Raw genomic sequence first — 26,536 nt, 5'->3', positions numbered from 1 at the left:
GCGCCGTTCGATATACTGCGCGCCGGTCCCCCGCAGCTCACCCATGTCACACGATCCGCTCCTCACGCGCATCACTCCCTTCCTCGCCGCTGTCCCCGGCATTGCCGCCATCGTGCTCGGCGGATCGCGGGCGCGCGGAACGGCGCACGACGCATCCGACTATGATATCGGCCTCTACCATGCTGACAGCGTCGGTTTGGATACCGACCGACTCCGCGAGGTGGTGAAAGCCATCGTCGACGACCCGGACGCCATCCGCGTGACGTCCATTGGGGAATGGGGCCCATGGATCGTCGGCGGCGCGTGGCTCGTGATCGGCGGACGCAAGGTCGACCTGCTCTACCGGAGCATCAAGAAAGTCACGGAGACGATCGAAACGTGCCGGAGCGGCGACATTGGCATGTATTACCAACCCGGCCATCCGCATGGCTTTTGCTCCGCGATATGGATGGGTGAGATCGCGCAGTGCCATCCCCTGCACGATCCTGATGGAGTGATCGCGGCGTTGAAGGCGAGCACTTCGCCCTACCCGCGCGCAATGGGCGATGCCCTGATCCGGCGCTTTCAATGGGAAATCGCGTTCAGCATCGAGAATGCCGAGACCGCCCTGCCGCGCGGCGACAGCACGCATATTGCCGGCTGCGCCTATCGTGCACTGGCTTGCCTGGGACAGGTTCTGTTTGCCCTCAACGGGCAATATCTCATCAACGAGAAAGCGCGTTGGCTGCGGCCGCCAGTTTTCCCGTGACAATTCAAAGCCTGACGAGCCGGGTCGCCGATCTCTGGCGATTGATCGGATCCGGACAGAACGAGGCGGCATTACAGACGCTGCGTTCGCTGGAACATGATATCAGGGAGATGTCGGCAGGCGCCTAACCTCGCCTGAATACCCATCACCTCCCCCACCGGTCTTGCCAGATCTTTTCGCCAATCATGCAATTGACGCGCGGCTCACGGCCGGCGGTGGGCACGACGGGGCGCTCGGGGGTGCGGCCCGCGATCTCGAGCAGCAGCTTGGTGCGGATCGCTTCCTTGAACTTGTCGCGATCCTTGATCGTGACCACGAACGCGCCGGGGCCGCCGATGACGCAGTCCTCATAATAGAGATCGAGATTGTCGATATCCATCGTGGAATAGGACGGCTCCTTCACCATGATCGGCAGGCCGTTGATGACGATGCCCTTTTCCAACGCGGCATCGCGGGCGATGGTGACGGGTGCGCCGTTGTTGTTCGGGCCATCGCCGGAAATATCGATCACCCGCCGCAGGCCGCGGTGCGGATTTTCGTCGAACAGCGGCATGGCGAAGTGGATCGCACCCGAGATCGAGGTGCGCGACGCGCGGCGGATCGGGGTCTTGATGATTTCATTGGCGACGGCGTCCGCCGTCTCGGGCCCGTCGATCAGGCGCCACGGGATGATGATCTTCTGGTCGGTCGATGCCGCCCATTCGAAATAGGTGACCGAGATCCTGCCGTTCGGGCCGCTCTTCAGCGCCTGCAGGAACTCCTTGGAGACGATCGCCTGCGCGTAGCCCTCCCGCTGCAGCGCCAGTTCGTCCATGTCCATCGAATAGGAGACGTCGACGGCAAGCACGAGTTCGACGTCGACGGTCGGATTGGCTTCCTTGTCGGCCAGTTGACGGCTGGCGGCGTTCGGCTGCTGGCCCGGCCGGTTCGTCTGATACGGCGCGGCAAAACCAGCCACATCGCCGCCGGCGAGCACGCCCGCGACAAGCACGACCCCGATCGAGACATACCAGCGCATTTGCGGCCCTCCCGTCGAACGACAGTGATGGTGACATGCAAAACGGCCAACGCAAAGCGCTGAAATCATTTGTCCTTCACATTCGCTTTAGGAGCAGGCTTCGTCCAAGCCCGCTTGCTCGGCTGGTTCCGCGCAGCGATGCGCCTGTCCGGTATCCGGCTCCGAATGAACGATTAGCGTGCCCGGCGCGACAGATGTGATGCGACCGGCCAAGAAGGGCCGCATCGGCACGATCATGGTTACGCCCGCAAAACTTCCAGTGAATGACAGCCCGTCGCCGTTAATGCGCACAGCCATTGTGTCGACCGGCCTGCTCGCCTTTGGCACGGTGGTTGCGTTGTCGCTTCCAGCGCCTCGGTCCGGCACCACGCAGCCTGAAGCGGCCAGCCCTGATCGAGCTGAAACTCTCGACCCCCCGTTTCAGGACCGGCCCGGAGCCTGTAAACTGATCGAGACGGCCGTCAGCCGCGGCGATCCGACCATGGCGCAGCGCCTGGCGAACTGCCGCGCCAACTGAGCACGGCGGCTCGTTGGAATTTCGCTCGCTTGCCGGACTCGACTGGAAATGCCCGATACCACCGCCACGCCAAAAACCAAGGTCAAAACCAAGACCGAGCGACCGCGCCTGCACAAGGTCATCCTGGTCAATGACGATTACACGCCGCGCGAATTCGTCGTCACGGTGCTGAAGGCCGAATTCCGCATGACCGAGGACCAGGCCCACAAGGTGATGATCACCGCGCACCGCCGCGGCGTCTGCGTCGTCGCCGTGTTCACCAAGGACGTCGCCGAAACCAAGGCGACGCGCGCCACCGACGCCGGCCGCGCCAAAGGCTACCCGCTACTGTTCACGACCGAGCCGGAGGAATGATTCTTCCGTAGCCCGGATGGAGCGCAGCGCAATCCGGGATTCGCGCCGCGGCCCGAACTGTCCCCGGATTGCGCTGCGCTCCATCCGCGCTACTCGTTTCAGCGAAATCCGGGGTAGACTGGCACATGGTCCATTATCGGCGCAACTTCGTCCCCGGCGGAACGTTCTTCTTCACGGTCACGCTGAACGACCGAAAGTCATCCGCGCTATTGATCATGTTGCCCTGCTGCGTTCGGCATTTCGGAAAGCGCAAAGTGAACGGCCCTTCGTTACAGACGCCATTGTGATTCTCCCGGACCACTTGCACGCAATTCTGACTTTGCCACCCGGCGACGCCGATTTTTCAGATAGGTGGCGACGGATCAAGGGAGGCTTCACGCGAAGCGTCACCGCTACGGGTGCGCCGATTTCGCGCGATCATCGCGGCGAATATTCGCTTTGGCAAAAGCGCTTTTGGGAACACACCATTCGTGATGAACGGGATTTCGAACGTTGCACCGATTATGTGCATTTCAACCCCGTCAAGCACCGGCTAGTGACGTCGCCGTCCGACTGGCCGTTCTCCTCGCTGCATCGCTATGTCCGGGCGGGTGTTCTGGCTCCGGATTGGGGCGGCGATGGGCGCTCCGATATGGCCAATTTTGGTGAACGGAAAGACTGACCCCGGATTGCGCTTCGCTCCATCCGGGCTACGAACTGTTCACGACCGAGCCGTAAGAGTAGCGGAGATCGCGAACGCCCGTAGCCCGGATGGAGCGCAGCGTAATCCGGGACACCTCAGGCCGCGGCGCGAATCCCGGATTGCGCTGCGCTCCATCCGGGCTACGGGATTCCTCAGGCCGCCGAGGTTTCGTCGGTCAGGCCGTAGACGCGTGCGGCTTTTGCGAAACCGGCGACCGGAAACTCGCCGAGATCGCTCCAGCCTCCCCGGCAGATGCCGGCAAATCCTTCCGACGCCACGATGGTGCGCTTGGTCTGGCTCGCGATCTTTTCCAGCCGCGCCGCCAGATTCACCGCAGGTCCAATGCAGGTGAAGTCGAGCCGGTTGCCGCCGCCGATATTGCCGTAAAGAATCCGTCCGACATGCAGGGCGACACCGAAGCGAAACCGTTCGACGGCATCGCCGATCGGATACTGCAGGTCGGCGACGCTGGCGCGGGATTCGTGGGCGGCTTCGAGCACGTGGCTGCAAACCTGCTGCTCGTCGCCGACATATTCGTCGATTGGAAAAACCGCGAGCAGGCCGTCGCCCATATATTTCAGCACGTCACCGCCATGTTTCTTGATCGCGGCGACCTGGCAATCGAAATACTGGTTCAGAATGTCCACGACGGTCTCGGCCGGCAACCGGTCCGACAATGCGGTGAAGCCGCGCAGATCGGAGAGCCAGATCGCGGCATTCATCGTCTCGGTGTGGCCGCGTCTGATCTGACCGCCCATGATGCGCTCGCCGGCGCTGTTGCCGACATAGGTGTCGAGCAGGCTCGCAGCCATCCGGTTCAAACTAATGATCTCGACCACCCGTGCCAGCGGCTTCGCGAGACTCCGCAGTGCCACCAACTGTTCGTCTGTGAATCCACCGGGCTGCTTGGTGGTCCAGCTCGATGCATTCACCGTGCCGCCGATGAAGGGCAGCGGCAGCGCGACATAATCCGTGACGCCTTCGGCGCGAAAGTCGTCGATGATCGGAAAGCGCCGGCTCGCGGGATCATCGACCCGGGCCCGAACTTCCACCCCTTGCTGGAACACGATGATCAGCGGGCTGGTGTGAAAATCCGGTGACTGCAGGATATTGTAGTCGACCGCCCCGATCTCGACCTCGGCGCCCGGCTTCCAGATGAAACTGCGCCCGTAAATTTCGGGATGCAGGGTTCGAACGAAGACGCCGACACGCCACAGCGGCAGCCCCGCCGCGACCATCCGTTCGCAGCACTCGGCCATAAATCTCTTGGGGCTGGCCGCGGATCTCCCGCCGTCCATCAGCCAATCGGTCAGCTCTCGCAGTCTTGATGCATCCATGGCGCCGGTATTTGCCGCGCAACCCCTTGAAACGTCAAGCGCGCTCGCAACGACAGCCGCGTGACCCGACGACGGAGCTGCGCTAGCTTTACGGCGAAAGAACAAGAGGAAACGTCAAAGTGTACGACATCATCATCGTCGGCGGTGGATCAGCAGGCTCGGTCATGGCCCACCGGCTCTCCGCCAGAAGCGCCAACAAAGTCCTGCTCTGCGAAGCAGGCCAGGACACGCCGCCCGGCAACGAGCCGCCCGAGATCCGCGACAGCTATTCGGGGCTGGCGTATTTCGATCCGCGCTTCCACTGGACCGAACTCAAGGTCACGACCCAGATCGTCAGCCACAACAACCCCGATGAGAGCCGCCCGCCATTGCGCAAGTATGAGCAGGCGCGCGTGCTGGGTGGCGGGTCCTCCATCAACGGCCAGATGGCCAACCGCGGCGCGCCGACCGACTACGCGGAGTGGGAGGCCCGCGGCGCCGCGGGCTGGAACTGGAACGACGTGCTGCCCTACTTCAAGAAGGTCGAGCGCGACCTCGATTTCGACGGGCCATTCCACGGTAACGACGGCCGCATCCCCGTCCGCCGCATTCCGCAGCAGCATTGGACACGGCATTCGCAGGCGATGGGCGAGGCCTGCAAGCTCGCCGGCTATGCATTCCTGCCCGACCAGAACGGCGAGTTCACAGACGGCTACTTCCCGGTGACACACTCCAACCAGGACGAGCAGCGTGTCTCGGCCGCGATGGGCTATCTCGATCGCGAAACCCGCAAGCGCGCCAACCTGACGATCTCGACCAACACAGAGGTCAAGGAGCTGCTGTTCGAGGGCACGCAATGCGTCGGCGTGAAGGCGCTGGTCGATGGCCGCCAGCAAGAGTTCCGCGGTCGCGAGATCATCCTTTCATGTGGCGCGATCCATTCGCCGGCGCATCTGCTGCGCGCCGGCATCGGGCCGGTCGGGCACCTGAAGGAGATGGGCATTCCGGTCCTGATGGGCCTCGCGGGCGTCGGCCAGGGCCTGATGGATCATCCCTCGATCGCGTTGTCGTCCTTTGTCCGCCGTGGCGCACGCATGAACGAGCACACCAGGCGTCACATCCAGATGGGGCTGCGCTACTCTTCGGGGCTTCCGGGCACGCCGGCCGGCGACATGTTCGTCGCCGTCCTCACCAAGTCGGCCTGGCATTCAGTCGGCGAGCAGATCGCCTCGCTGCTCACCTTCGTCAACAAAACCTATTCGGAGACCGGGCAGGTGAAACTCGCCTCGCGCGACCCGCGGATAGAACCGATTGTCGAGTTCAACCTGTTGTCCGACAGGCGCGATCTCGATCGCCTGATGAGCGGCTTTCGCAAGATGGCGGCGCTGCAGATGAGTGCGCCGCTCAAGGCCGTCACCGACAAGCCATTCCCGGCCTCGTATTCCGACCGCGTGCGCAAGATCGGTGTGGTCAACACCAAGAACAAGATCCTCACCGCCATTGCCGCAACGCTGATGGACGGGCCGGCGGCGCTGCGCCACTACATGATCGACAATTTCATCGTCGAAGGTTTTACGTTCGAGCAGGTCATGCGCGACGACGAGGTGCTCGAAGCCTTCGTGCGCAAGGCGGCGATCGGCGTGTGGCACGCCTCCTGCTCATGCCGGATGGGCCGGGCGGACGATCCGATGGCGGTCGTAGACACCCAAGGCCGCGTCAAGGGCGTGCAGGGATTGCGCGTGGTCGACGCCTCGATTTTCCCGGTGGTGCCGTGCGCCAACACCAATTTCCCGGTCCTGATGGCGGCGGAAAAGATCGCAGACGCCATGCAGTGAGGGAGGCCGGGATTCCTTAAGTCCGGACGCTACCCGCCAACCTGACCGCGATGACGCAGGAAGTGATCGGCGAGCACGCAGGCCATCATCGCCTCGCCCACCGGCACAGCGCGGATGCCGACGCAGGGATCGTGGCGGCCCTTGGTCATGATGTCGGTGTCGGCGCCGGCGCGATCCACCGTCTTGCGCGGCGAGAGGATCGACGAGGTCGGCTTCACCGCAAAGCGCACCACCACCGGCTGGCCGGTCGAGATGCCGCCGAGCACGCCGCCGGCATTGTTGGACAGGAATCGCGTGCCGTTATTGCCGGTGCGCATCTCGTCGGCGTTTTCCTCGCCCGACAATTCGGCCGCGCCAAAGCCTGCGCCGATCTCGACGCCCTTCACGGCGTTGATGCTCATCATCGCCGCCGCCAGTTCCCCGTCGAGCTTGGCATAGATCGGCGCGCCCCAGCCTGCCGGCACGCCTTCGGCGACCACTTCGATCACAGCCCCGATCGAGGAGCCGCTCTTGCGGATGCCGTCGAGATATGTCTCGAAGAACGCCGCGCTGTTCTTGTCGGGACAGAAGAACGGGTTGCGCGCGATCTCGTCCCAGTCCCATTTGTCGCGATCGATCTTGTGCGGGCCCATCTGCACCAGCGCGCCGCGCACCTTCACGTCGGGAAGAATTTTGCGCGCGATAGCGCCGGCTGCGACGCGCGTCGCCGTCTCGCGCGCCGACGATCGTCCACCGCCACGATAATCGCGCAGGCCGTATTTGGCCTCATAGGTGAAGTCGGCGTGACCGGGGCGAAACTTGTCCTTGATCTCGGAATAGTCCTTGGAGCGCTGATCGGTGTTCTCGATCAGCAGTGCGATCGGTGTGCCCGTCGTCACCTGCGCGCCGGTCTCGGGATGGGCCATCACGCCGGACAGGATTTTGACCGCGTCCGGCTCCTGGCGCTGGGTGGTGAAGCGTGACTGTCCCGGGCGGCGGCGGTCGAGATCGTGCTGGATATCTTCTGATGTCAGCGGGATCAGCGGCGGGCAGCCGTCGACCACGCAGCCGATCGCGATCCCGTGGCTTTCGCCGAAGGTCGTGACCCGGAACATATGGCCGAAGGTGTTGTGGGACATTTGGAGCTCGAAATTGCCGGATTGGACGTGTGGTAACGCGGCGCGTTACGTGGGTCAAATAACCTTCTGCGGACGTCCGGGACCCCCAAATTAGCTAAAGGCCGCGACTACGGTTTCGATCGGGAGAAACAGGGTGCGGCTGTCTTCCGGATACTCGATGAACTCGGCGCATCTGATGTAGAAGCGCTTTGCCGCTTCATCCTTCGCATGCACAAGAACCGCCCCAATGCCGATGCTCTGTGATGCGACCGCGATGCGGCGAAGCGCGTCGGCGAGGATGTCGGCGCCCAGCCCCTTGCCCGCGTGGTCGCGGCTGACCGCTAACCGCCCGATGATCGATACCGGAATCGTGTCGGGTGCATTGCGTCGCACCTTGCCCGGCGCCGCCGCGCGCTCCACCGCCCCGGCCGAGATGCAGAAATAGGCGACCGCCCGGTTGCCCTCGCAGACGACATAGGTTCGCGAAAAACGGCTTTCGTTCTTCAAGGCTCGATGCCGTAGCCAGTCGTTCAATGCAGGTTCGCCGCAGTCGAAGCCGGAAAGGTTATGCTCGGCAGTGAGGGGAACAGGGGCCGATAATCCGGGCTCGGGGCGTTCCGATGCGTCTTCTACTTCTGCCATGCCGGCGCTCGGCGGAGCAGCGACCGCAGCTTCGGTCCCGGCGCGGGGGGATTGTCGAGCGCGTGCAGGAAGGCATCGTAGCGCTTGGAATCGAGTACGAATAGACGCTGGTCGAGCAGCACGTCGATCGCTTGCCGCCGGGCCGTCTCGATCATGAACTCCGTGCGCGTCTTGCCGAGGATCGCCGCTGCATCGTCGATGAGTTGTCGGGTATTGGCCTCGATGCGCAGGTTAATGCTGCCCTTCGAATCCGCAATGGATGAGCGCTCTGCGACAGCAATGGTCGCATTTTCCAAGCCCTTGGAGGATGAGGAGCGGTCCTTTGGCATTGCTGGGATATATACGGCTGTATATACAATGTCAATACAAAATCATTCAACTATACCTCCGCAAGCCCCCGTCGCGGAACACGTAGACGGCGCCCTGCTCGATCAGGAGGTCCGCGGCGCTCTGCGGCGTTTCGATGCCGAGCGCCACCATCAGCGCCCGCGCCGTGCCGCCATGGGCCACGGCGACGGTGTCGCCCTCCACGGAATCGTACCAGTCGCGCATCCGGTCCTGCACTTCGGCGTAGGTCTCGCCGCCTTCCGGGGCCATCGTCCATTTCGCCGTCAGCCGCTTTGCGTAGAGTACGGGATCGGCGGCCTGCATCTCGGCCAGCGTCGAGCCCTCCCAGACGCCGTAGCCGATCTCGCGCAGGCGGTCGTCGAGCGCATATTTTTCCGGCGGCAGCTTCAAGGCGCCGCGCACCAATTCCATCGTCGCCCGCGCCCGGCCGAGCGGACTTGCGACGAACGGCAGCGTGGCCTTGTCGCGGCCATCGCGCGCCAACAACTCAGCGAGGACATTGCCGGCATGGGCCGCCTGCCTGCGGCCGAGATCGTTCAGCGGAATGTCCTGCGCACCCTGCAGCCTGCCTTCCGCATTCCACGACGTCTCGCCATGGCGGATGTAGTAGATCACGGGCGCGGGCATCGGACTTTCGGCTATTCCTTAGCTAGCGAATTGGAGAGCGAGATGTCCGGCGCCTCCGGACGCTTCATGCCGACGACGTCATAACCGGCGTCGACATGGTGAACCTCGCCGGTGACGCCGCGCGACAGGTCCGACAACAGACACAGCGCGCTGTCGCCGACCTCCTTGGCGGCGCCGAGGATCACCCCGCGCTTGCCCTGCACCAGGCCTGATTTTTGCGACATGCGGCTTTCCAAACGAGCTTCCCTGTCGGGCTTGGAGGTACACCAGCACTCCAGCGCGGTCGAGCCCAAATCCGCGCTTCGGATTAACGCTGTTTCCGATACGCCTCGATGGCTGGAATAGACACGTCAATTGGGTGTTATGTTGGGTAAGGCGTTCGCGCCTCGACAACTCTTGCAATCTGGTGCCGATGAGCGCGTTTCGTCAAAGTGTCGAAGCCATGATTCCGGCGCTCCGTCGCTATGCACGTGCACTCACGCGCGATGCCGACATCGCCGATGATCTGGTGCAGGACACGCTGGTGCGTGCGTTGCGTTCGGAACGGCTGTTTCTCGGCGGCGACGTCAGGAGCTGGCTCTATACGATCCTGACCAATTTGAACAAGAACCGGCGGCGGTCGCTGGCGCGGCGGCCGCAATTCATGCCGCTGCTCGACAACAACTCCGACGCCAGCGGCACCGAGGCGGAGGGCCGCGATATCGCCCGCGCGCTGGCAACGCTGGTGGAAGAACAGCGCTCGGTGCTGCTGCTCGTGATGCTGGAAGGACTGAGCTACCGCGAGGTCGCCGAGATCCAGGGCGTGCCGATCGGCACCGTAATGTCCCGGCTTGCACGCGCACGCGCGCATGTCAAAGCTTCGCTCGAGGGCGAGCGTGCGGCGCTGCGGCGGGTGAAATGATGAAAACGTGACGTACAGGCGGATCAGAGAATAGACGCAGGATCAGGAAGAGACAGAGACGACGACAATGACCGATCGCAACATTCCCGTCACCGAAGACGAGCTGCATGCTTACGTCGACAACGAGCTGCCGGCGGAACGGAGCAGTGACGTCGAGGCGTGGCTCGCCTCGCATCCCGACGATGCCGCGCGGGTGCAGTCGTGGCGCGCGATGGCAGACGCGCTGCACGCCAGGTACGATTCGGTTGTCGACGAAGCCGTGCCGAAGCGGCTCGAGATCGAGCGGCTGGTGCAACAGCCGCGCAAATGGGTCTACGGCGCGATCGCGGCCACGCTGGCGGCGTTCATCGTCGGCGGCAGCGTCGGCTGGCTCGCGCGCGGCGCGACGGCGGCGCCCTCCGCCTTCCAAAATCTGACGGTGCACGCGATCGAAGCGCACCGGCTTTACGTGGTGGAGGTGCGGCATCCCGTCGAGGTGCCGGGCAGCGAACGCAGTCATCTGCAGCAATGGCTGACCAAGCGCTGCGGCTGGGTCGTCCGCGCGCCAGAACTGACGAATGCCGGATTGAAGCTGGTCGGCGGTCGGCTGCTGCCGGGCTCCGGGGGGCCGGCGTCCTTCATGATGTACGAAAGCGCCTCGGGCGAACGTTTTACGATCTACACCGCGAAATCGAACGCCGAGGCGACGCAGATGCGATACGCGGCGGAAGGCAAGGAAAGCACGCTGTTCTGGGCTGATGACGGCGTCATCTATGCCGTGGTGTCCACCGGCGTCGACCGGGGGCGACTGACCCAGGTCGCCCAGGCGATCTACGATCAGATGGAGAAGAAGGGCTAACCCGCGTAGCCCGGGTGAAGCGAAGCAAAACCAGTGCGAGCGGATGGCGTGTTCCCGGATTGCGCGGAGCCTGTCATCACTGTGCGAGCGCGATTGCGCTCGTCGCGGGGCGCGCATCCGCGCGACCCGTTGGCTCCATCCGGGCTACCGGCAAGAAAAGCGGCGGATAGGCAACACCGCGCCGCTTGTCCAAATTCTGACATCGAAAATCTGGAATCAAACCACCAGCGCGTCTCATTAATGCACTGGGTGATCACGCGAAAATGAGCAGCGTTCGATCCGCCGATCGGCGCAAGCGGCCTCGATCGGGGTTTGGTACCGCGCTGGTCCCCCTTTCGAGGCCGCCCCTTTTTCCAAGAAACCATTTGTTTTCAAGGAAATAGGCTGATTCGTCGGGAAAAATTCCTGCCAGGCCCCGTACTGTTCGACACGTGTTTTCACACCGCGAATCGCGACCGAATCGCCCGACTCAGCCGAAATCGCTGCGCGGATTATAAGGGTGGCCGTCGCGCCACTTTTCCATCAATGCCTCAAGCTCGGCATCGTTCCCGTCGGGCAGAATAATTCGGGTGGTGACGAACAGGTCCCCTGCTCCCCCCGCCTTGGGCAGACCCTTGCCCTTGAGGCGGAAAATGCGACCGCTGGAGGTGTTTTTCGGGATCGACAGTTCCACCGCGCTGCCGAGCGTCGGCACCCGGACCTTGCCGCCCAGCACCGCCTCATAGAGCGTAATGGGCAGATCCAGCCGCAAATCGCTGCCTTCGACCTTGAAAAAGGGATGCGGTGCGATGCTGACCGTAATCAGCAGATCGCCCGGCGGGTGGCCCGGCGCGGTTTCGCCCTGCCCCTTCAGCCGGATCTGCTGGCCGGCGATGACGCCTGCCGGAATCCTGACGTTGAGCTCCTTGCCGGTCGGCAGGCGGACGCGCTTTTCCCCACCCTTGACCGACTCTTCCAGCGACACCGTCATGGCGACGTTCAGGTCGAGGTCGAGGCCGATCCCGCCGGTGTCGAATTCAAAGGTCCGGCCGCCGCCCGGACGTCCACCCCTGGCCGCGCCACCGAACATGCTGTTGAGGATATCCTCAAAGCCCGCCCCGCCCGCGCCGCCACCGGTGCGGAAGCTGTAGGACTCGAAGCCACCAGCTCCACCGGCGCGGCCGCGCGGGTCGCCGCCGGGAAAACCGCTGCCAGAAAAGCCTTGGAAACGTGGCTTGCCCTCGGCGTCGATCTCACCGCGGTCGAACTGCTTGCGCTTGTCCTCGTCGCCGATGATCTCGTTGGCGGAATTGATCTCGGAAAAGCGCGCAGCCGCCTTCGGATCGTTCTTGTTGTTGTCCGGGTGATGCTTCTTGGCGAGCTTGCGATAGGCACTCTTGATCGCTGCAGCGCTGGCGCCCCGCGGCACCCCCAAGACCTCATAGGGGTCGCGCATCCGTCAGGTCTCCTTCACGGGAATTCGGTTTGTTGAAGCTTAGGACAATTCGCCCGCTTTGGCTTCATCTGGGGATCCAGTTGCATTTTTGCAACTAGCTTGAAGGCTTGGCTTGAAAAAAGGCTTGGCTCGAAAACCTTTCAGGCCTTATCCCCTGGTCCAGGGCTTGATGGTGTGGATCTCCCATCGGCCACTGCCGGCTTTGCAGGCAGCGCCCTGCAGCCAGCTTTCCGCACGGCCGTTGACGTAGCTCGCCAGGAAATCCCGGCAGGTGCGCCCGTCTTCGGCGGAATAGGCCTGCGACAGCGGCGTCACCGAGCCGCGCGCGCCGGTTTCCGGATTTTCCCAAGGCTGGCTGGAATCCTTGTCGCCCTTGGTCAGCACGTCGGAGGCGGCGGTGCGTGCAAAGGCAAGGTCGCTCTCGGTCGGCGCCGGCGCCGTGCCCGGTTGCTTGCTCAGCGAACCCGTGACGTCGGCGGCGTTCATCCTGGCATAGGCGTCCGGGCGCGACAGGCTGCAGCCGCCCGAGCCGAGACCGATCAAAATCAAGGTCATCACTGCGCCGCTCGGCCCGATCGCCGATAGGCCAACGCGTCCCCATGCCCTATATAGAGCGAGCCCGTATCGGGGCTGCAACACGCTCTGGGACGCGAATGGACGCAACTGGGACTCCTGCCATGACGGACACGACCTCCATCAAACACCCGGCACCGTTAACATCGGGTGATTTTACCGCGGCCGAGGAACCGTTTGCGCTGTTCGCCGAATGGTTTGCGGAAGCCGTGAAGTCCGAACCGAACGATCCCAACGCGATGGCGCTGGCGACCGTCGACAGCGACGGGCTGCCGGACGTCCGGATGGTGCTGATGAAGGGCTATGATGCGGATGGTTTCGTGTTCTACAGCCACATCGCCAGCCAGAAGGGCCGCGAACTCGCCGCAAATCCTAAGGCGGCTTTACTATTTCACTGGAAGTCGCTGCGCCGTCAGGTCCGCATCCGCGGCAACGTGTCGCCGGTGACATCAGAGGAGGCCGACGCCTATTTCGCCACGCGCCCGAAGCAGGCGCAGATCGGCGCCTGGGCCAGCAAGCAGTCGCAGCCTCTGGAGAGCCGCTTTGCCTTCGAGCAGGCGATCGCCAAGGTCGCCGCCAAATACGTCATCAGCGAAGTCCCGCGCCCGCAGGGGTGGAGCGGCTGGCGCATTCACCCCGCACGTATCGAATTCTGGCATGACCGCCCGTTCCGCCTGCACGACCGCATCGAATTCCGCCGCGATGCGCCGACACAAGCCTGGAGCAAGGTGCGACTCTATCCCTAAAACTCAGACCGTCATGGCCGGGCTTGTCCCGGCCATCCACGTCTTAGTTTCACCGAGTCCTAAGACGTGGATGCCCGGGACAAGCCCGGGCATGACGGAGAACGAGAGAATCTAAATGCCCTCTTCATCCAACGCGCCGCGGCGCACGCTACTCTTGACCGGTGCCAGCCGCGGCATCGGCCATGCCACCGCGATCCGGTTCTCCTCGGCCGGCTGGCGCGTCATCACCTGCTCGCGGCATGCCTTTCCGGAAATCTGCCCATGGGGCGCAGGCCCGGAGGACCACATCGAGGTCGACCTCGGCAGCCACGACGACACCGTGCGCGCGATCTCCGAGATCCGCAGGCGGCTGGAGAACGACGAACTGCACGCGCTGGTCAACAACGCCGCGATCTCGCCGAAGGGCCCGGGCGGCGGCCGGCTCGGCACCATGGACACCGATATCGAAACCTGGAGCCACGTCTTTCATGTCAACTTCTTCGCGCCGGTCATGATCGCGCGCGGGCTGATCGAGGAATTGAAGCACGCCAAGGGCGCGGTGGTGAACGTCACCTCGATCGCGGGCTCACGCGTGCACCCGTTCGCGGGCGTGGCCTATGCGACCTCGAAGGCGGCGCTTGCTTCACTCACACGGGAAATGGCCTTCGATTTCGGCCGGGTCGGCGTCCGCGTCAACGCGATCGCGCCGGGCGAGATCGACACCTCGATCCTGTCGCCGGGCACCGAGAAGATCGTCGAGCAGCAGATTCCGATGCACCGGCTCGGCACGCCGGACGAAGTCGCGAAGATCATCTATGTGCTGTGCACGGAAACCAGTTCGTACGTGAACGGCGCAGAGATCCACATCAACGGCGGCCAGCACGTCTAGCGCAGGATGCGATCGCGTGGGATGGGTAGAGCGAAGCGAAACCCATCGCCTGTGAACGCCGGCATTGATGGGTTTCGCTGCGCTCCACCCATCCCACGCCGCCGTCCTTCTGGACGCGCGCAAGACCTCGTACCTCGGAATGAGGTTCTTGCTCGCGGAAGCAACATCACTCCGCGTAAAACTTTCGTTGCGCCGTGCGCAGTGTGGTCGCAGCAACGTTAAGCGTGCTCGAACACTCGTCCTCGTTCTCGCCGTCCGCCAGCACAGCACCGCAGTGCCGGCAAAGCCGCGTCGAGAACGCCTGCGCCTTGCCAACGACGCGGGCCTGCTGATAGCGCGCAAGATCGATGACGTTGCGTGGCGACATTATGAGTTTCTCAACCATGGGATCCTCGCGGCCTGAGAAATACGTTATCGCAGACAAGTTTCGATCATTCGTTCAGCGCACTGCTCAAATTTTAGCGGTGGAATTGAGTCGATCTTCGCAGGTGTGGAACGGCAGGGAACCGCTGATCTACAGCCACTTCTTCCACTTGAAGAGAAAATACGGCAGCACCGCTGCCATGAGCATCATGACGAGCGCCATCGGATAGCCGTGCGCCCATTCGAGTTCCGGCATCGCCTTGAAATTCATGCCGTAGATCGAGGCGATCAGCGTCGGCGGCATCAGGACGACGGCCATCACCGAGAACAGCTTGATGATGTTGTTCTGCTCGAGATTGACGACGCCGAGCATGGCGTCGAGCGTGAAGGTGATCTTGTTGGAGAGATAGGACGAATGGTCGGTCAGCGAAGCGACGTCGCGCTGCATGGTCTTGAGCTGCTCGCGCATGTCCTTGGACCATTTGACGCCTTCCACCACCGCCGACAGGAAGGTGACGACCCGGCCGATCGAGACCAGGCTCTCCCGGATCTTCGAGACCAGATCCCCCTTGCGGCCGATCGCGATCAGGATCTGGGAATATCGCTTGGCCTGGCCGTGGCGCGCGCTTTCAGGCTCGAAGATGTCGTGGGAAACCTGATCGACTTCGGCGCCGGCGCGCTCCAGAATGTCGGCGCAGCGGTCGATCACCGCGTCCAGCAGTTCCATCAGCACCATTTCGCCCGAGATCCCCGGCATGCAGGAGCGGGCCAGCTTGTGCTCGACGAGGGCAAACGGCTTTGGCTCGTCGTAGCGCACCGTGACCAGGCGGTGACCGGCCAGGATGAAGGTGACGGCCGTCGTTTTCGGCATATCGGTGTCGGATTGGCACATCAGCGTCGCGGTCATGTAACGGGCGCCGTTCTCGATATAGAGCCGGCTGGAAATCTCGATCTCCTGCATGTCTTCCCGGGTCGGCACCGCGATCCCGGCCAGCCGCTCAACCGCGCGGTCCTCCTCCATCGTGGGGTTCAACAGGTCGATCCAGACCGCATTGTCCGGCAACAGTGCCGGCTCGGCGGCCAGCAGCTTCTTCAGGGCGGATTCGGAGGGAACAAACACCGAAAACATGGGCAACTCCGGAAACAGGGCAGCAAATCTCTCGTCTCGACGCGAACCGGTACCCATTTCGCTTGAAAACGCCAGAGCACCCAGCGGCACTAAGCCCGATTCTGGCAAGCGCTTGATGACCGGCGCATTAACCGCCGACCACATTTGTGGCGGTGAGGCGGCGCCCACGCGGCCGAGATTCGGCCCCGGCGTACCCCCTGTCCGGAACTCAACCATAGGTCGCAAAATTTGCGGCATAAAAGCCACAGCCGCGCTTCCGCAGCGCGAAACGGGCGTGCAAACGCTGGCATAAATGCCAGCTTTTGCCGATAATGGGATTAATGGAATCGTCGCGTTTTTGGCGCAACATTGTTGCCGCGAACGCCAGACTTTCGATTGGAAGTGTGCCATGTCGTCGTTGAAAGTAATCTTGGGGCTGCTCGCCGCCGGCCTTGCGTTGTCCGGCTGCATGCCGGCAACCACCTATCAGGCCGCCCCTGAAGCCACCCTCAAGCCGAACGACAAGGCCCAGCTTGCCAAGGCGCGCTACGCCGCGGTTCCGCCGGCAGAGCCGTTCCGCCGCGCCATCGTCGACTATCACCGCAAGGAACTGGCCGGCACCATCGTCGTCGATTCCGATAACCACTATCTCTATCTGGTTCAGGACGGCGGCAAGGCGATCCGGTATGGCGTCACCGTCGGCGAGGAAGCCCTCGCGTTCTCCGGCATCGCCAAAGTCGGCAACATGGCCGAATGGCCGAAATGGACGCCCACCGCCGACATTCACAAGCGCATCGAAGGCCTGCCGGCCTCGGTGCCCGGCGGCGTCGATAATCCGCTCGGCGCCCGCGCGCTCTACCTCTACCAGGGCAACAAGGACACCCTGTTCCGCATCCACGGCACCAATCAGCCGGAATATATCGGCGCCTCGATCTCCTCGGGCTGCATCCGTATGACCAACGAGGACGTCATCGACCTCTACAGCCGGGTGAAGCAGGGTACGGTCGTCGTCGTGCTCGAACCCAAGCAGGGCGACTCGCCGTTCAATTCCAAGATGGCGCTGCAGGGCGGCGGCCACAACGGCCCGACGCCGCAGTAGCCGACTCCGGTTAGACCGCAGCCGAAGATCAAGAGCGCCGGTTTTGCCGGCGCTTTTTCTTTGCAGGCTTCTCCTCGCGCGGCGGTTCGGCCTCTTCAGGTTTTTTGGCATTCGATTTTTCAGCGTCCGGCTCGGCATCGGACTTCGCGTCAGACTTCGCATCAGACTTGGCGTCGTCCGGTTTAGCGGCGACCTCGCGCGGCGGCGCTTCGTCGGGCCGCTCGGCCGGCAATAGCGGCGCTTTCTGCGGCAGCGGGTCCCACACGTCCCACTGGCAGATCCGGTAATTGCCACGCCGCTCCATCAGGTCGAGATGGATATGGTCCTCATGGTACCAGTCCGAGCCTGGACCCAGCACCGTCGAGAACCGCTTGCAGGCGGAATGCAGCACGCTCTCGCGCAATCCCCGCGGCACGGTGCGATCGGTCAGCGAGATCAAGCTGCCGTCGGCGAACTTGAAGGCGCGAACGTCGAGCGCGTTGGCGCGGCCGTGCTCGGAGAGCTTGGCGCCGACGATGCGGTTGCGGCCGCGGCACTCGAACGAGTCGAAATTGTCGAGATCGGAGATGGAGCTGCCGAGGCGCTCCGCCAGCGGCGCGATATCGCTGCGGATCCACTCGGCCAGCGCGGACGCCATGGTACAGCGCAGGATCGCCGCCGGCTTCACCGAAACCCGCCGCTTGTCCGGCAGCACGATCGCCTCCAGCCGCACCAGATCCTCGCCGCCGCAGCCGCCGGCGCCCTTGATGTCGGGGATGCTGGGCGCAATGGCGACTTGGTCCGTCAGCGCCAGCCGGCAGGCCGACGGCTGTGGCGTAGGCGGCGGCGCCGGCACGGCCTGCTGGTCGGGCTTGCCGTTCGGGGGAGAGGCCAGCTGCTCCTTGTCCGGCTTGTCGCGCTCGGCCGAAGGGGCCTCGGACGGGCGAGGCTTCGGCAGCGGCACCGGCAGCACCGGCGCCGCCGCACGCCGCGCCGTCGGTCGCGGCCCTCCCCGTTCCCTTGGCGATAAATGCCTGAACAAGTCGTCCCACGGCGCAGCGCGCGACCGTTTCGCCGCCCAGGCCGTCTCGACTGGCATGCCAATCAGGATTGCCGCGACGGCAACGGTAACCATTGCCGCTCCAATCCGGCGAAAGGTGCCATTAGCCCATTTTCGGCTTGCCTTCTGCGCGGTAGAGTTCATGTCAATTCCATGAACCAACCCCCCGATCCGCCCGTAGAGTCGGCGGATCGTGCGGCAACGAACAAAACCATCGGAGGAAAGTGCGTATGCTCGGACTGATGCAAGACTGGCCTTTGCTGTGCCATCGGATTATTGAACACGCGGCGAAGTACCACGGCACGCAAGAGGTCGTCACGCGGTCGGTCGAAGGCCCCATTCATCGCACCAATTACGCCGAAATTCATGCACGCGCACTGAAAGTATCGCAACGGCTGGACCGCGACGGCATCAAGCTCGGTGACCGCGTCGCCACCATCGCCTGGAATACCTGGCGCCATCTCGAAGCCTGGTACGGCATCATGGGGATCGGCGCGATCTGCCACACCGTCAATCCGCGGCTGTTCCCCGACCAGATTGCCTGGATCATCAACCACGCGCAGGACCGCGTGGTGATGGTCGACATCACCTTCGTGCCGATCCTGGAAAAGATCGCAGCCCAGCTGCCGAGCGTCGAACGCTACATCGTGCTGACCGACAAGGCCCACATGCCGCAGACCACGCTGAAGAACGCGGTCGCCTATGAGGACTGGATCGCGGAAGCCGACGGCAAGTTCAACTGGAAGGACTTTGACGAAAATACCGCGGCCGCGATGTGCTACACCTCGGGCACCACGGGCGATCCGAAAGGCGTGTTGTATTCGCACCGTTCCAACGTGCTGCACGGGCTGATGGCCAACAATGTCGACGCCCTCGGCACCAGCGCCGCCGAGACAATGCTGCCGGTGGTGCCGTTGTTCCATGCCAACAGCTGGGGCATCGCATTCTCCGCGCCTTCGATGGGCACCAAGCTCGTGATGCCGGGCGCCAAGCTCGACGGCGCTTCGGTCTATGAACTGCTCGACACCGAGAAGGTCACGCACACCGCCGGCGTGCCGACGGTGTGGCTGATGCTGCTCAACCACATGTCGGCCGGCAATCTGAAGCTGCCCCACCTGAAGAGCGTGGTGTGCGGCGGCTCGGCGATGCCGCGCACGATGATCAAGTCGTTCGTCGACATGGGCGTTCGCGTGCGCCACGCCTGGGGCATGACCGAAATGAGCCCGATCGGCACTGTCGCCGCGCTGAAGCCGCCGTTTGCCGAAACCACCGGCGAGGAACGGCTCGACATCCTGCAGACCCAGGGCTATCCGCCGTTCGGCGTCGAGATGAAGATCACCGACGATGCCGGCAAAGAGCTGCCGTGGGACGGCAAGACTTTTGGCCGGCTGAAGGTCAGCGGCCCCGCGGTCGCCAAGGCCTATTTCAAGATCGATACAGATATTCTCGACGACGAGGGCTTCTTCGACACCGGCGACGTCGCGACCATCGACCAGCATGGCTATATGCGGATCACCGACCGCTCCAAGGACGTCATCAAGTCCGGCGGCGAATGGATTTCGTCGATCGACCTGGAAAATCTCGCGGTCGCCCACCCCGCGGTCGCGGAAGCGGCCGTGATCGGCGTCTATCATCCCAAGTGGGACGAGCGTCCGCTTCTGATCGTCCAGCTCAAGCAAGGCCAGCAAGCGACGCGCGAGGACATCCTGAAATTCATGGACGGCAAGATCGCCAAATGGTGGATGCCCGACGACGTCGCCTTCGTCGACGGCATTCCCCACACCGCGACCGGCAAGATCCTGAAAACGGCGTTGCGCGAACAGTTCAAGAGCTACCGCTTCCCGAACGCGGCGGCGTGAGGCAAAGCCGGCTCTCGATTCAGAGGGCTGCCTTCCCGCAAAAGCTAATCTCCGCATATTATGCGGAGATTAGGATCTATTCCCCGCAAACGAGAAAATCGGAACGGCGCGGTACGTCGGGCACGAGGCGGCACGCCCTTGACGTGCATCGCCCGATCGGCAGCAACCAACGCTACCGCCTGGCTCCCGGCTGGCTTTCCTTCCACTTCAGGAATTGCTGGTAGAGCGCCTTGTCGTCCTCCGCCGTTCGCGTGGCCTGCCCGCCGGTGTCACGGGCCTGCGCGGCCATGAACGCATCGAACTTCTGGCGCGTGTCGGAAGCAACAGTGGAATTTTTGTCGAGCCATTCCTGGGCCGCCGGAAAGCGCGTCCATCCCTTCAAGGGCGCACTCAACACCACTTCCTTCCACTTCGGGTGGAACGGCGGCTGCTGCAGCGATTTCAGGCGGTCGAAGAATATTTTCACGAAATGCTCGACCTTGCCGTATCGCTCGGTCTTCGGCGACCAGTTGTAGGCGGCCAGGATCGCCGGCACCGCGACGGTGTCGACGCGGCCGCCGGGCGGAATCAGCGACGGATAGTCCTCGGCCTTCAGCACGGATGGCAGATAATCGCTCTGCAGCGGCCCGCTATAGGGGATCGGGACGAAATGCAGGTTGTCACCCTTCACCTGGCTGACGGCCCTGGACGGGCTTCCCTGCACGGCTACGACGGCATCGAGTTCGCCGTTCTTCAGCTTTTCGTAGGCGACGCGCTGCTCGATGAAGGCGTAGACCGGCTTGATGCCCAGCCGTTCGAAGATGGTGATCGCGGTGACGAACGTGCCTCCGTTCGGCAGGTCGACGGCGACGCGCCGGCCGTTCAGGTCGGCGAGGCTGCGGATCGACGTCCCGGCGACGACGTGCATCTCCTCATTGTAGAGCTTGGTGATATAGGCGAACTGGCCGCGGATGTTGCCGGTGTAGCCTTTCCTTTCCAGGTAATCGAGCGTGTCGGCACGCATGATGCCGAGGTCGACCCCTTTGAGGAAAAGGATGTCCGCGATGCTCTGCACCGATCCGCGACCGACGATCGGCAGCACGCGCATCTGGTCGCCGTCGTCGAGCACCGAGGCGAGGTCGGCCCCGAACTGGACGTAGGTGCCGCCGATCGTGCCCGTCATGACCGTGACGGTGTTGGCGTTGAGCCGCTCGCGCGTGCTCTTGTTGCCTGAGGAATAGCTGAATATTGCCTTCAGTCCGTCGCTCACTGCGGCCGGATCGATCTCGCCCTTGTTGCCTTGAGGGTTACCTTGGGCGAAGGCCGATGTCGCGCACACCAGCGCGACCGCGCAGCGAGACGCCACGCTGGTAGCGTATCGCATCGTCATGGAAAAACTCCGGTACTTAAAAAACTCCGGTACTCAAAAAAAACCTTGACGGGCGCGCGCGAACGCGCCGCGTCGAAATCAACGCGAGAGCGCCAGCGCTTCCAGCTTTCGCTGCGCGTCGGGTTCGCCCCATTCCTTGGCCCGCTGATACCACGTGCGGGCCTGCGCGGCGTCCGCCAGAGGACCGTCCGCGCCGATCTGCCTGAGCAGCGCCGGATCATAGGTGGTGCCGACGAGCAAGGCCGCCCGCGCATCCCGCGCCTCGGCGCCGCGCATCAGCAACAGCCGCGCCGACTGGACGTCACCGCTGGCGAGCAGATCCTGTCCGCGTTTAATCAGAGCAGCGACTTCCCTCGGATCGAGGCTGCGCACGACCTCCGCCTGCGGCGGGACCGGCATCGCCGATGGCGCGGCGGTGGCCACGGCGACCGGCGGCGCTACGGCGACCGGCGGCGGCACGACAATTGGCGGCGACACGGGAGCCGGCGGCGCCGCGGCGACCTTTGGCGCTACCGCGGCAAGGCTTGGTGCTGCAACGCTTGGCGCCGCCTGCCAGGTCAGCCGCGTCGAGGTGCCGGTGAGAGCCACGCCGTCACCATCACGCAATTCCGCCGTGACCAGCATCTGGCCCTTGAATCCTTCAGGCGGAATGACTGAAACGCCGGAAATCTCCGTCGCCGACACGCGCCACTCGGAGCCAACACGCTTTCCGGACGTCAGCCGCGCGCCGGCCGTCAGTCCGTTGATGGATACGAACGCGCCGGGCGGCGGAGCGCCTACATGAATGCCGAGGGGCACAGGATCGTTGGCGAAGCCGCTGCCGTCCTGCACCGCCAGGGTCGCCGTACGCTTCTGTGGCGCCGGCGGCTGCGGCGCCGGGGTCACCGACGATTTTACCGACTGCCAGGCGGCCGAAAGCGACGCGTTGTCCTGGCCGGCGGGGCGTTGCGAAGACGGAATGGCCATCACGAGAAGCGTCGCGATGCTCGCCGCAATCGCCACCGCGATCGAGAAGCGGATGACCTGCTGGAACAGCGCGCGCCGCCCCGACAGATCGCGGAGCACGGACGGCGCTTCCACCGGCGCCATGTCCCTCGCCTCCTGCATGGCCTGGGCGACGGCTTTGGTGAACATTTCGGAATCCTGGCGGCGTGGAGGCTTGCCAAATGGTTGCAAGGACGGTCCTTCCGTCGGCATTCGCGGACGCCACCCATCGTTGTTCTGCATGAGCGTCGGGCTCGGCTGCTCGCTGGTCGCCCGCTCCCTCAGCTCGCGCGGCGCATAATATTCCGGATCGTTCGGGCCGACATATCCTTCGTGCTTTGCATCACTCATACTGAACACCCGCCCTGATAGGGCCTTCCACCGGCCCTGCGGACGTACACCGATTGCGCCCTAAGCGATCCCTAGAAACTCCGGAAGGGCGCAACCGCATCCCTGCGGCTCCGCCCGGCAACAAGGACCGGGAGTTGAGATCATCCTGCAGCGCCTCCGGCGAACATCCGCCGTTTCCCCATTCTGGTTGGCAGTTCCGCCGGTGTCCAGTGCAGGACAGTCCCGTGTGGCGGCAAATACGACAACCCGGCGGCGATAGGTAGACGAAAGTTGGACCGACTTCAATCTACAACTAATAATCAATTTACAGGGATGGTTAACCGGCAAGGTTGCTACAACCCGATTAGTATCGCGCAAACCTTGAAATTCGCGCCCCGCCGTGGTCTCAAGCTGCGAGTTTGCCCGGCCCGCCCGCCGGCCAAGACTCCAACCCGGCAGATTCAACCGATGGCCCGAAGGTTTTCCGCTCCCTACCAGTCGGAGCCCGTGTCCAGCCTCGCCACCTGGTCGCGCAACCTCGCCATTTTCGCCGTGGTCGCGGTGGTGGTCTCGATCCTCATCGTCCGCTTCGGCTTCCTGGAGATGAAGCCGGCGCTGGCGACCTTCTTCGGCGCGCTCGGCTGCGCCGTGCTGTCGATCCTGGTCGGCCTCGCCGCGTTTGCCGCGATCTGGCAGAACGGGTCGCGCGGCATGGGCCGGATCCTGCTGGCATTCCTGATCAGCACCGTGCTGCTCGCCTACCCGGCCTACCTCGCTTTGCAATACCGCAAGCTGCCGCCGATCCACGACATCACCACCGATCCGATCGATCCGCCCCGCTTCGAGGCGCTGGCGCGCTTACGCAGCGGCGAAGGCGCCAACTCCGCGGTCTATGCCGGGCTCTATTCGGCCGAACAGCAGCGTACCGCTTATCCCGATATCGAGACCGTGGAGCTCGAAGTGCCGCCGCAGCGGGCTTATGAGGTGACATTGGCGCTGGTCACCAAGCGCAAATGGCTCGTCATCGACGAACGGCCGCCGCAGCCGCCGCGCCGTATCGGCCGCATCGAGGCGGTGGCGCGGACGCCGATCATGGGTTTCCGCGAGGACATCTCGATCCGCATCACGCCCGACGGCGAGGAATCACGCGTCGATATCCGCTCCTCCTCGCGCTATTTCGAAAGCGACCTCGGCAGCAATGCCGCCCGCGTGACAAAGCTGATCGAGGACATCAATTCCGCTGTCGACAACGCCAAACCGACGCAGAAGAAGCCGCAGGCGCCGGCCAAAGCGCAGGCGAAGACGGTGAAGAAGTGACGCGCGAAAGCGCGTCATTCCGGGGCGCGTCTTAGCGCGAACCTCAGGTGCGCAATTGCGCATCGGGGAATCTCGAGATTCCCCGATGTGCAATTGCACATCTGAGGTCTGGTCCTACGCACCATGCCGGAATGACGACCTAACCATTCGCCATCCGGTAAACTCCCCCGATCACCGGATCGCCATCCGTCGCGACGATCCCGCGCGCGACCAGGTCTTCCAGATGGGCCAGCACGGAATAGCCGGCGGCGTTGGTCAGCCGCGGGTCGATGCCGATATAGATCGCGCGCACCATGGTCGGAATATCCGCCTCGCCCTTGGCGAGGCGATGCAGGATCGAGGCTTCGCGGGCCTGGCGATGCCGGGTCAGGAAGCGGACGTAACGCGGCCCCTCCGGAATTTCCGGGCCGTGGCCTGAGAAATACAGATCCTCCTCGCGGGCTTCCAGCCGCGCCAGCGAGGCCATGTAGTCGATCATCGATCCGTCCGGCGGTGCGACGATCGAGGTCGACCAGCCCATCACATGATCGCCGACGAAATTGATCTTCCGCTCGCCCCACGCGAACGCCAGATGATTGGCAGTGTGGCCCGGCGTTGCGACCGCCTCCAGCGCCCAGCCCTGCCCTTCGATGACGTCGCCGTCCTTGACCGCGATGTCGGGCCTGAAATCGCGGTCGGCACCTGACTCCGGATTGTGCTTCTCGCTCTCGAACCGCGGCCGCGAAGCGCGGTGCGGCCCCTCGGCATAGACGGGCGCGCCGGTGGCGGCCTTGATCCGCGCCGTATTCGGCGAGTGGTCGCGATGGGTATGGGTGACGAGAATATGCGTCACGGTTTCGCCGCGCACGGCATCCAGCAGCGCCTTGGCATGTGCTTCGTCATCAGGGCCGGGATCGATGATCGCGACCTTGCCCTGGCCGACGATGTAGCTGACCGTGCCGGTGAAGGTGAACGGGCTCGGATTGTTGCAGAGAACGCGCCGCACGCCGGGGCGGGCTTCATCGACGACACCCGGCTTGAGCGGGAAGTCGCGGTTGAACGGGATGTCGTCGTTGTCGGCCATGGGTTTTTCTTGGCGTCATTCCGGGGCATCGCGCAGCGATGAACCCGGAATCCCGAGGTGGGAAAAAAGAATACGGCGCGAGAGATTCCGGGTTCGCGCCTTCGGCCCGCCCCGGAATGACGAGCTAGCGGCTTACGAAAACGCCTGAATACCCGTGATCGCCCGGCCCAGGATCAGGGCGTGGACGTCGTGGGTGCCTTCATAGGTATTCACGGTTTCCAAATTCGCGGTATGGCGCATCACGTGATACTCGATCTGGATGCCGTTGCCGCCGTGCATGTCGCGGGACACGCGGGCGATGTCGAGCGCCTTGCCGCAATTGTTGCGCTTGACGATCGAGATCATCTCCGGCGCCATCTTGCCCTCGTCCATCAGGCGGCCGACGCGCAATGAGGCCTGCAGGCCCAGCGCGATTTCGGTCTCCATGTCGGCGAGTTTCTTCTGCACCAGCTGGGTTGCCGCCAGCGGCCGGCCGAACTGCTTGCGGTCGAGCGTGTACTGGCGGGCGCGGTGCATGCAGTCCTCGGCGGCGCCCAGCACGCCCCAGGAAATGCCGTAGCGGGCGCGGTTGAGGCAGCCGAACGGCCCCTTCAGGCCCGATACGTTGGGCAGCAGCGCGCTCTCCGGCACCACCACGCCGTCCATCACGATCTCGCCGGTAATCGACGCCCGCAGCGACAGCTTGCCGCCGATCTTCGGCGCCGACAGGCCCTTCATGCCCTTTTCGAGAATGAAGCCGCGGATCTGGTTGTCATGCGCGGCAGACTTCGCCCACACCACAAACACGTCGGCGATCGGCGCGTTGGAAATCCACATCTTGCTGCCGGTCAGGCGGTAGCCGTCGGACACCTTCTCGGCGCGGGTCTTCATGCCGTTGGGATCGGAACCGGCATCCGGCTCGGTCAGGCCGAAGCAGCCGACCCACTCGCCGGTGGCGAGCTTGGGCAGGTATTTCTTGCGCTGGTTCTCGTCGCCATAGGCGTAGATCGGATACATCACCAGCGACGACTGCACCGAGTTCATCGAGCGATAGCCGCTATCGACGCGCTCGATCTCGCGCGCCACCAGGCCATAGGCGACGTAGCTCGCGTTCGCGCAGCCATATTCCTCCGGCAGCGTGATACCGATCAGGCCGAGTTCGCCCATCTCGTTGAAGATCTCGCGGTCGGTCTTCTCTTCGAGATAGGCCTTGACGATGCGCGGCAACAGCTTGTCCTGCGCATAGGCGCGCGCGGTGTCGCGGATCATGCGCTCGTCTTCGGTGAGCTGGTCGTCGAGCAGGAACGGGTCGTCCCACTGGAAACCCGCAGCAGTCGGCTTGTCCTTGGTCTGAGGCCGCACGCTCATGAAAATCCCTTTCGCATCACTGTCCTCATGGAAATTGTTAACAAAATAATGCGCTATCGGCCGAAGCGCAAATGGATTGGGTTGTCGTCATTCCGGGATGGTGCGCAAGCACC

Annotated in this window: 26 protein-coding genes and 2 pseudogenes; 12 read left to right on the top strand and 16 right to left on the bottom strand. The window is 63.7% G+C overall.

The genetic code is table 11. The annotated features are described in order from the left end of the window. Positions 1-43 precede the first annotated feature (43 nt). Complete coding sequence (locus C7G61_RS23040; protein WP_244608424.1) at positions 44-748, top strand: nucleotidyltransferase domain-containing protein; 705 nt, start codon at positions 44-46, stop codon at positions 746-748. Between the two features lie 145 nt (positions 749-893). On the opposite strand, the gene C7G61_RS23035 is transcribed toward C7G61_RS23040, so the two are convergent. Further along, complete coding sequence (locus tag C7G61_RS23035) at positions 894-1,766, bottom strand: DUF1194 domain-containing protein (RefSeq protein WP_108518716.1); 873 nt, start codon at positions 1,764-1,766, stop codon at positions 894-896. A gap of 199 nt (positions 1,767-1,965) precedes the next feature. On the opposite strand from C7G61_RS23035, the gene C7G61_RS23030 reads away from it, so the two are divergent. From C7G61_RS23030 to C7G61_RS23020, 3 genes and pseudogenes are all read left to right on the top strand, one after another. Continuing rightward, the gene (locus C7G61_RS23030; RefSeq protein WP_108518714.1) at positions 1,966-2,283 is read left to right on the top strand and encodes a hypothetical protein; all 318 of its coding nucleotides are present in this window, start codon (positions 1,966-1,968) and stop codon (positions 2,281-2,283) included. Between the two features lie 48 nt (positions 2,284-2,331). Further along, complete coding sequence (gene clpS, locus C7G61_RS23025; RefSeq protein WP_108518712.1) at positions 2,332-2,637, top strand: ATP-dependent Clp protease adapter ClpS; 306 nt, start codon at positions 2,332-2,334, stop codon at positions 2,635-2,637. 125 nt (positions 2,638-2,762) lie between these two features. After that, a pseudogene (locus tag C7G61_RS23020) lies at positions 2,763-3,298 on the top strand (REP-associated tyrosine transposase). 173 nt (positions 3,299-3,471) lie between these two features. Here C7G61_RS23020 and C7G61_RS23015 read toward each other — a convergent pair. Then, positions 3,472-4,656, bottom strand: a complete 1,185-nt coding sequence (locus C7G61_RS23015) for an adenylate/guanylate cyclase domain-containing protein (RefSeq protein WP_108518710.1) — start codon at positions 4,654-4,656, stop codon at positions 3,472-3,474. A 119-nt stretch (positions 4,657-4,775) separates the two neighbouring features. Here C7G61_RS23015 and C7G61_RS23010 point away from each other — a divergent pair, with 119 nt between their 5' ends. Further along, complete coding sequence (locus C7G61_RS23010) at positions 4,776-6,470, top strand: GMC family oxidoreductase (protein WP_108518708.1); 1,695 nt, start codon at positions 4,776-4,778, stop codon at positions 6,468-6,470. A 29-nt stretch (positions 6,471-6,499) separates the two neighbouring features. Here the strand turns inward: C7G61_RS23010 and aroC are convergent, their stop codons facing one another. The 5 genes and pseudogenes from aroC to C7G61_RS22985 all read right to left on the bottom strand — a co-directional run. Further along, entirely contained in the window at positions 6,500-7,588 is a 1,089-nt protein-coding gene (gene aroC / locus C7G61_RS23005; protein WP_108518705.1) for a chorismate synthase, read from the bottom strand. Positions 7,589-7,678: 90 nt separating this feature from the next. After that, a complete protein-coding gene (locus tag C7G61_RS23000; RefSeq protein WP_108518702.1) occupies positions 7,679-8,209 on the bottom strand; it encodes a GNAT family N-acetyltransferase in 531 nt (176 codons plus the stop codon). Next, positions 8,197-8,538, bottom strand: a complete 342-nt coding sequence (locus C7G61_RS22995; protein ID WP_108518699.1) for a type II toxin-antitoxin system TacA family antitoxin — start codon at positions 8,536-8,538, stop codon at positions 8,197-8,199. Before C7G61_RS22995 ends, C7G61_RS23000 begins: the two co-directional genes overlap by 13 nt. 46 nt (positions 8,539-8,584) lie before the next feature. Further along, positions 8,585-9,184 carry a histidine phosphatase family protein gene (locus C7G61_RS22990; protein ID WP_108518697.1) on the bottom strand — a complete coding sequence of 200 codons (600 nt, stop codon included), beginning with the start codon at positions 9,182-9,184 and terminating at the stop codon, positions 8,585-8,587. Positions 9,185-9,195: 11 nt separating this feature from the next. Further along, positions 9,196-9,351: pseudogene (locus C7G61_RS22985) on the bottom strand (SDR family oxidoreductase); the annotation flags it as partial. Positions 9,352-9,596: 245 nt separating this feature from the next. Here C7G61_RS22985 and C7G61_RS22980 point away from each other — a divergent pair. Further along, positions 9,597-10,085, top strand: coding sequence for an RNA polymerase sigma factor (locus C7G61_RS22980; protein WP_108518694.1), 489 nt, complete (start codon positions 9,597-9,599; stop codon positions 10,083-10,085). A 67-nt stretch (positions 10,086-10,152) separates the two neighbouring features. Continuing rightward, positions 10,153-10,923: an anti-sigma factor family protein gene (locus tag C7G61_RS22975; protein ID WP_108518692.1), complete on the top strand. Its 771-nt coding sequence runs from the start codon at positions 10,153-10,155 to the stop codon at positions 10,921-10,923. Between the two features lie 469 nt (positions 10,924-11,392). On the opposite strand, the gene C7G61_RS22970 is transcribed toward C7G61_RS22975, so the two are convergent. After that, entirely contained in the window at positions 11,393-12,358 is a 966-nt protein-coding gene (locus C7G61_RS22970; protein WP_108518690.1) for a DnaJ C-terminal domain-containing protein, read from the bottom strand. Between the two features lie 147 nt (positions 12,359-12,505). After that, a complete protein-coding gene (locus tag C7G61_RS22965) occupies positions 12,506-12,913 on the bottom strand; it encodes an RT0821/Lpp0805 family surface protein (protein ID WP_108518688.1) in 408 nt (135 codons plus the stop codon). A 122-nt stretch (positions 12,914-13,035) separates the two neighbouring features. Between C7G61_RS22965 and pdxH the strand changes: the two genes are divergently transcribed. After that, positions 13,036-13,677, top strand: a complete 642-nt coding sequence (pdxH, locus tag C7G61_RS22960; protein WP_108518686.1) for a pyridoxamine 5'-phosphate oxidase — start codon at positions 13,036-13,038, stop codon at positions 13,675-13,677. Between the two features lie 115 nt (positions 13,678-13,792). Beyond that, on the top strand, positions 13,793-14,545 hold the full coding sequence (locus C7G61_RS22955) for an SDR family NAD(P)-dependent oxidoreductase (RefSeq protein ID WP_108518684.1): 753 nt from the start codon (positions 13,793-13,795) through the stop codon (positions 14,543-14,545). A 166-nt stretch (positions 14,546-14,711) separates the two neighbouring features. On the opposite strand, the gene C7G61_RS22950 is transcribed toward C7G61_RS22955, so the two are convergent. Together C7G61_RS22950 and C7G61_RS22945 are read right to left on the bottom strand one after the other, a co-directional pair. After that, entirely contained in the window at positions 14,712-14,930 is a 219-nt protein-coding gene (locus tag C7G61_RS22950; RefSeq protein ID WP_108518681.1) for a hypothetical protein, read from the bottom strand. A 129-nt stretch (positions 14,931-15,059) separates the two neighbouring features. After that, positions 15,060-16,037 (bottom strand): magnesium transporter CorA family protein, encoded by a 978-nt coding sequence (locus C7G61_RS22945; RefSeq protein WP_108518678.1) that lies wholly within the window; start codon positions 16,035-16,037, stop codon positions 15,060-15,062. Positions 16,038-16,425: 388 nt separating this feature from the next. Here C7G61_RS22945 and C7G61_RS22940 point away from each other — a divergent pair, with 388 nt between their 5' ends. Then, positions 16,426-17,115: a L,D-transpeptidase gene (locus C7G61_RS22940; protein ID WP_108518676.1), complete on the top strand. Its 690-nt coding sequence runs from the start codon at positions 16,426-16,428 to the stop codon at positions 17,113-17,115. A 28-nt stretch (positions 17,116-17,143) separates the two neighbouring features. On the opposite strand, the gene C7G61_RS22935 is transcribed toward C7G61_RS22940, so the two are convergent. Next, on the bottom strand, positions 17,144-18,229 hold the full coding sequence (locus tag C7G61_RS22935; protein ID WP_108518673.1) for an extensin family protein: 1,086 nt from the start codon (positions 18,227-18,229) through the stop codon (positions 17,144-17,146). Between the two features lie 155 nt (positions 18,230-18,384). On the opposite strand from C7G61_RS22935, the gene C7G61_RS22930 reads away from it, so the two are divergent. Then, entirely contained in the window at positions 18,385-20,013 is a 1,629-nt protein-coding gene (locus tag C7G61_RS22930) for a fatty-acid--CoA ligase (RefSeq protein WP_108518670.1), read from the top strand. 172 nt (positions 20,014-20,185) lie between these two features. On the opposite strand, the gene C7G61_RS22925 is transcribed toward C7G61_RS22930, so the two are convergent. Together C7G61_RS22925 and C7G61_RS22920 are read right to left on the bottom strand one after the other, a co-directional pair. Beyond that, positions 20,186-21,376 (bottom strand): TAXI family TRAP transporter solute-binding subunit, encoded by a 1,191-nt coding sequence (locus C7G61_RS22925; RefSeq protein WP_108518849.1) that lies wholly within the window; start codon positions 21,374-21,376, stop codon positions 20,186-20,188. An 84-nt stretch (positions 21,377-21,460) separates the two neighbouring features. Then, entirely contained in the window at positions 21,461-22,717 is a 1,257-nt protein-coding gene (locus C7G61_RS22920) for an SEL1-like repeat protein (protein WP_244608423.1), read from the bottom strand. Between the two features lie 447 nt (positions 22,718-23,164). On the opposite strand from C7G61_RS22920, the gene C7G61_RS22915 reads away from it, so the two are divergent. Next, the gene (locus C7G61_RS22915) at positions 23,165-24,013 is read left to right on the top strand and encodes a DUF1499 domain-containing protein (protein ID WP_108518668.1); all 849 of its coding nucleotides are present in this window, start codon (positions 23,165-23,167) and stop codon (positions 24,011-24,013) included. Positions 24,014-24,152: 139 nt separating this feature from the next. Here C7G61_RS22915 and C7G61_RS22910 read toward each other — a convergent pair whose 3' ends face one another. Next, positions 24,153-25,076, bottom strand: coding sequence for an MBL fold metallo-hydrolase (locus C7G61_RS22910; protein WP_108518666.1), 924 nt, complete (start codon positions 25,074-25,076; stop codon positions 24,153-24,155). Positions 25,077-25,208: 132 nt separating this feature from the next. After that, entirely contained in the window at positions 25,209-26,423 is a 1,215-nt protein-coding gene (locus tag C7G61_RS22905; RefSeq protein WP_108518663.1) for an acyl-CoA dehydrogenase, read from the bottom strand. Between the last annotated feature and the right edge of the window lie 113 nt (positions 26,424-26,536).

The organism is Bradyrhizobium algeriense, from assembly GCF_003062295.1.
Lineage (GTDB): Bacteria > Pseudomonadota > Alphaproteobacteria > Rhizobiales > Xanthobacteraceae > Bradyrhizobium > Bradyrhizobium algeriense.
Note: the sequence above shows the minus strand (reverse complement) of the source record. Positions and strands in the feature narration are given on the sequence as shown.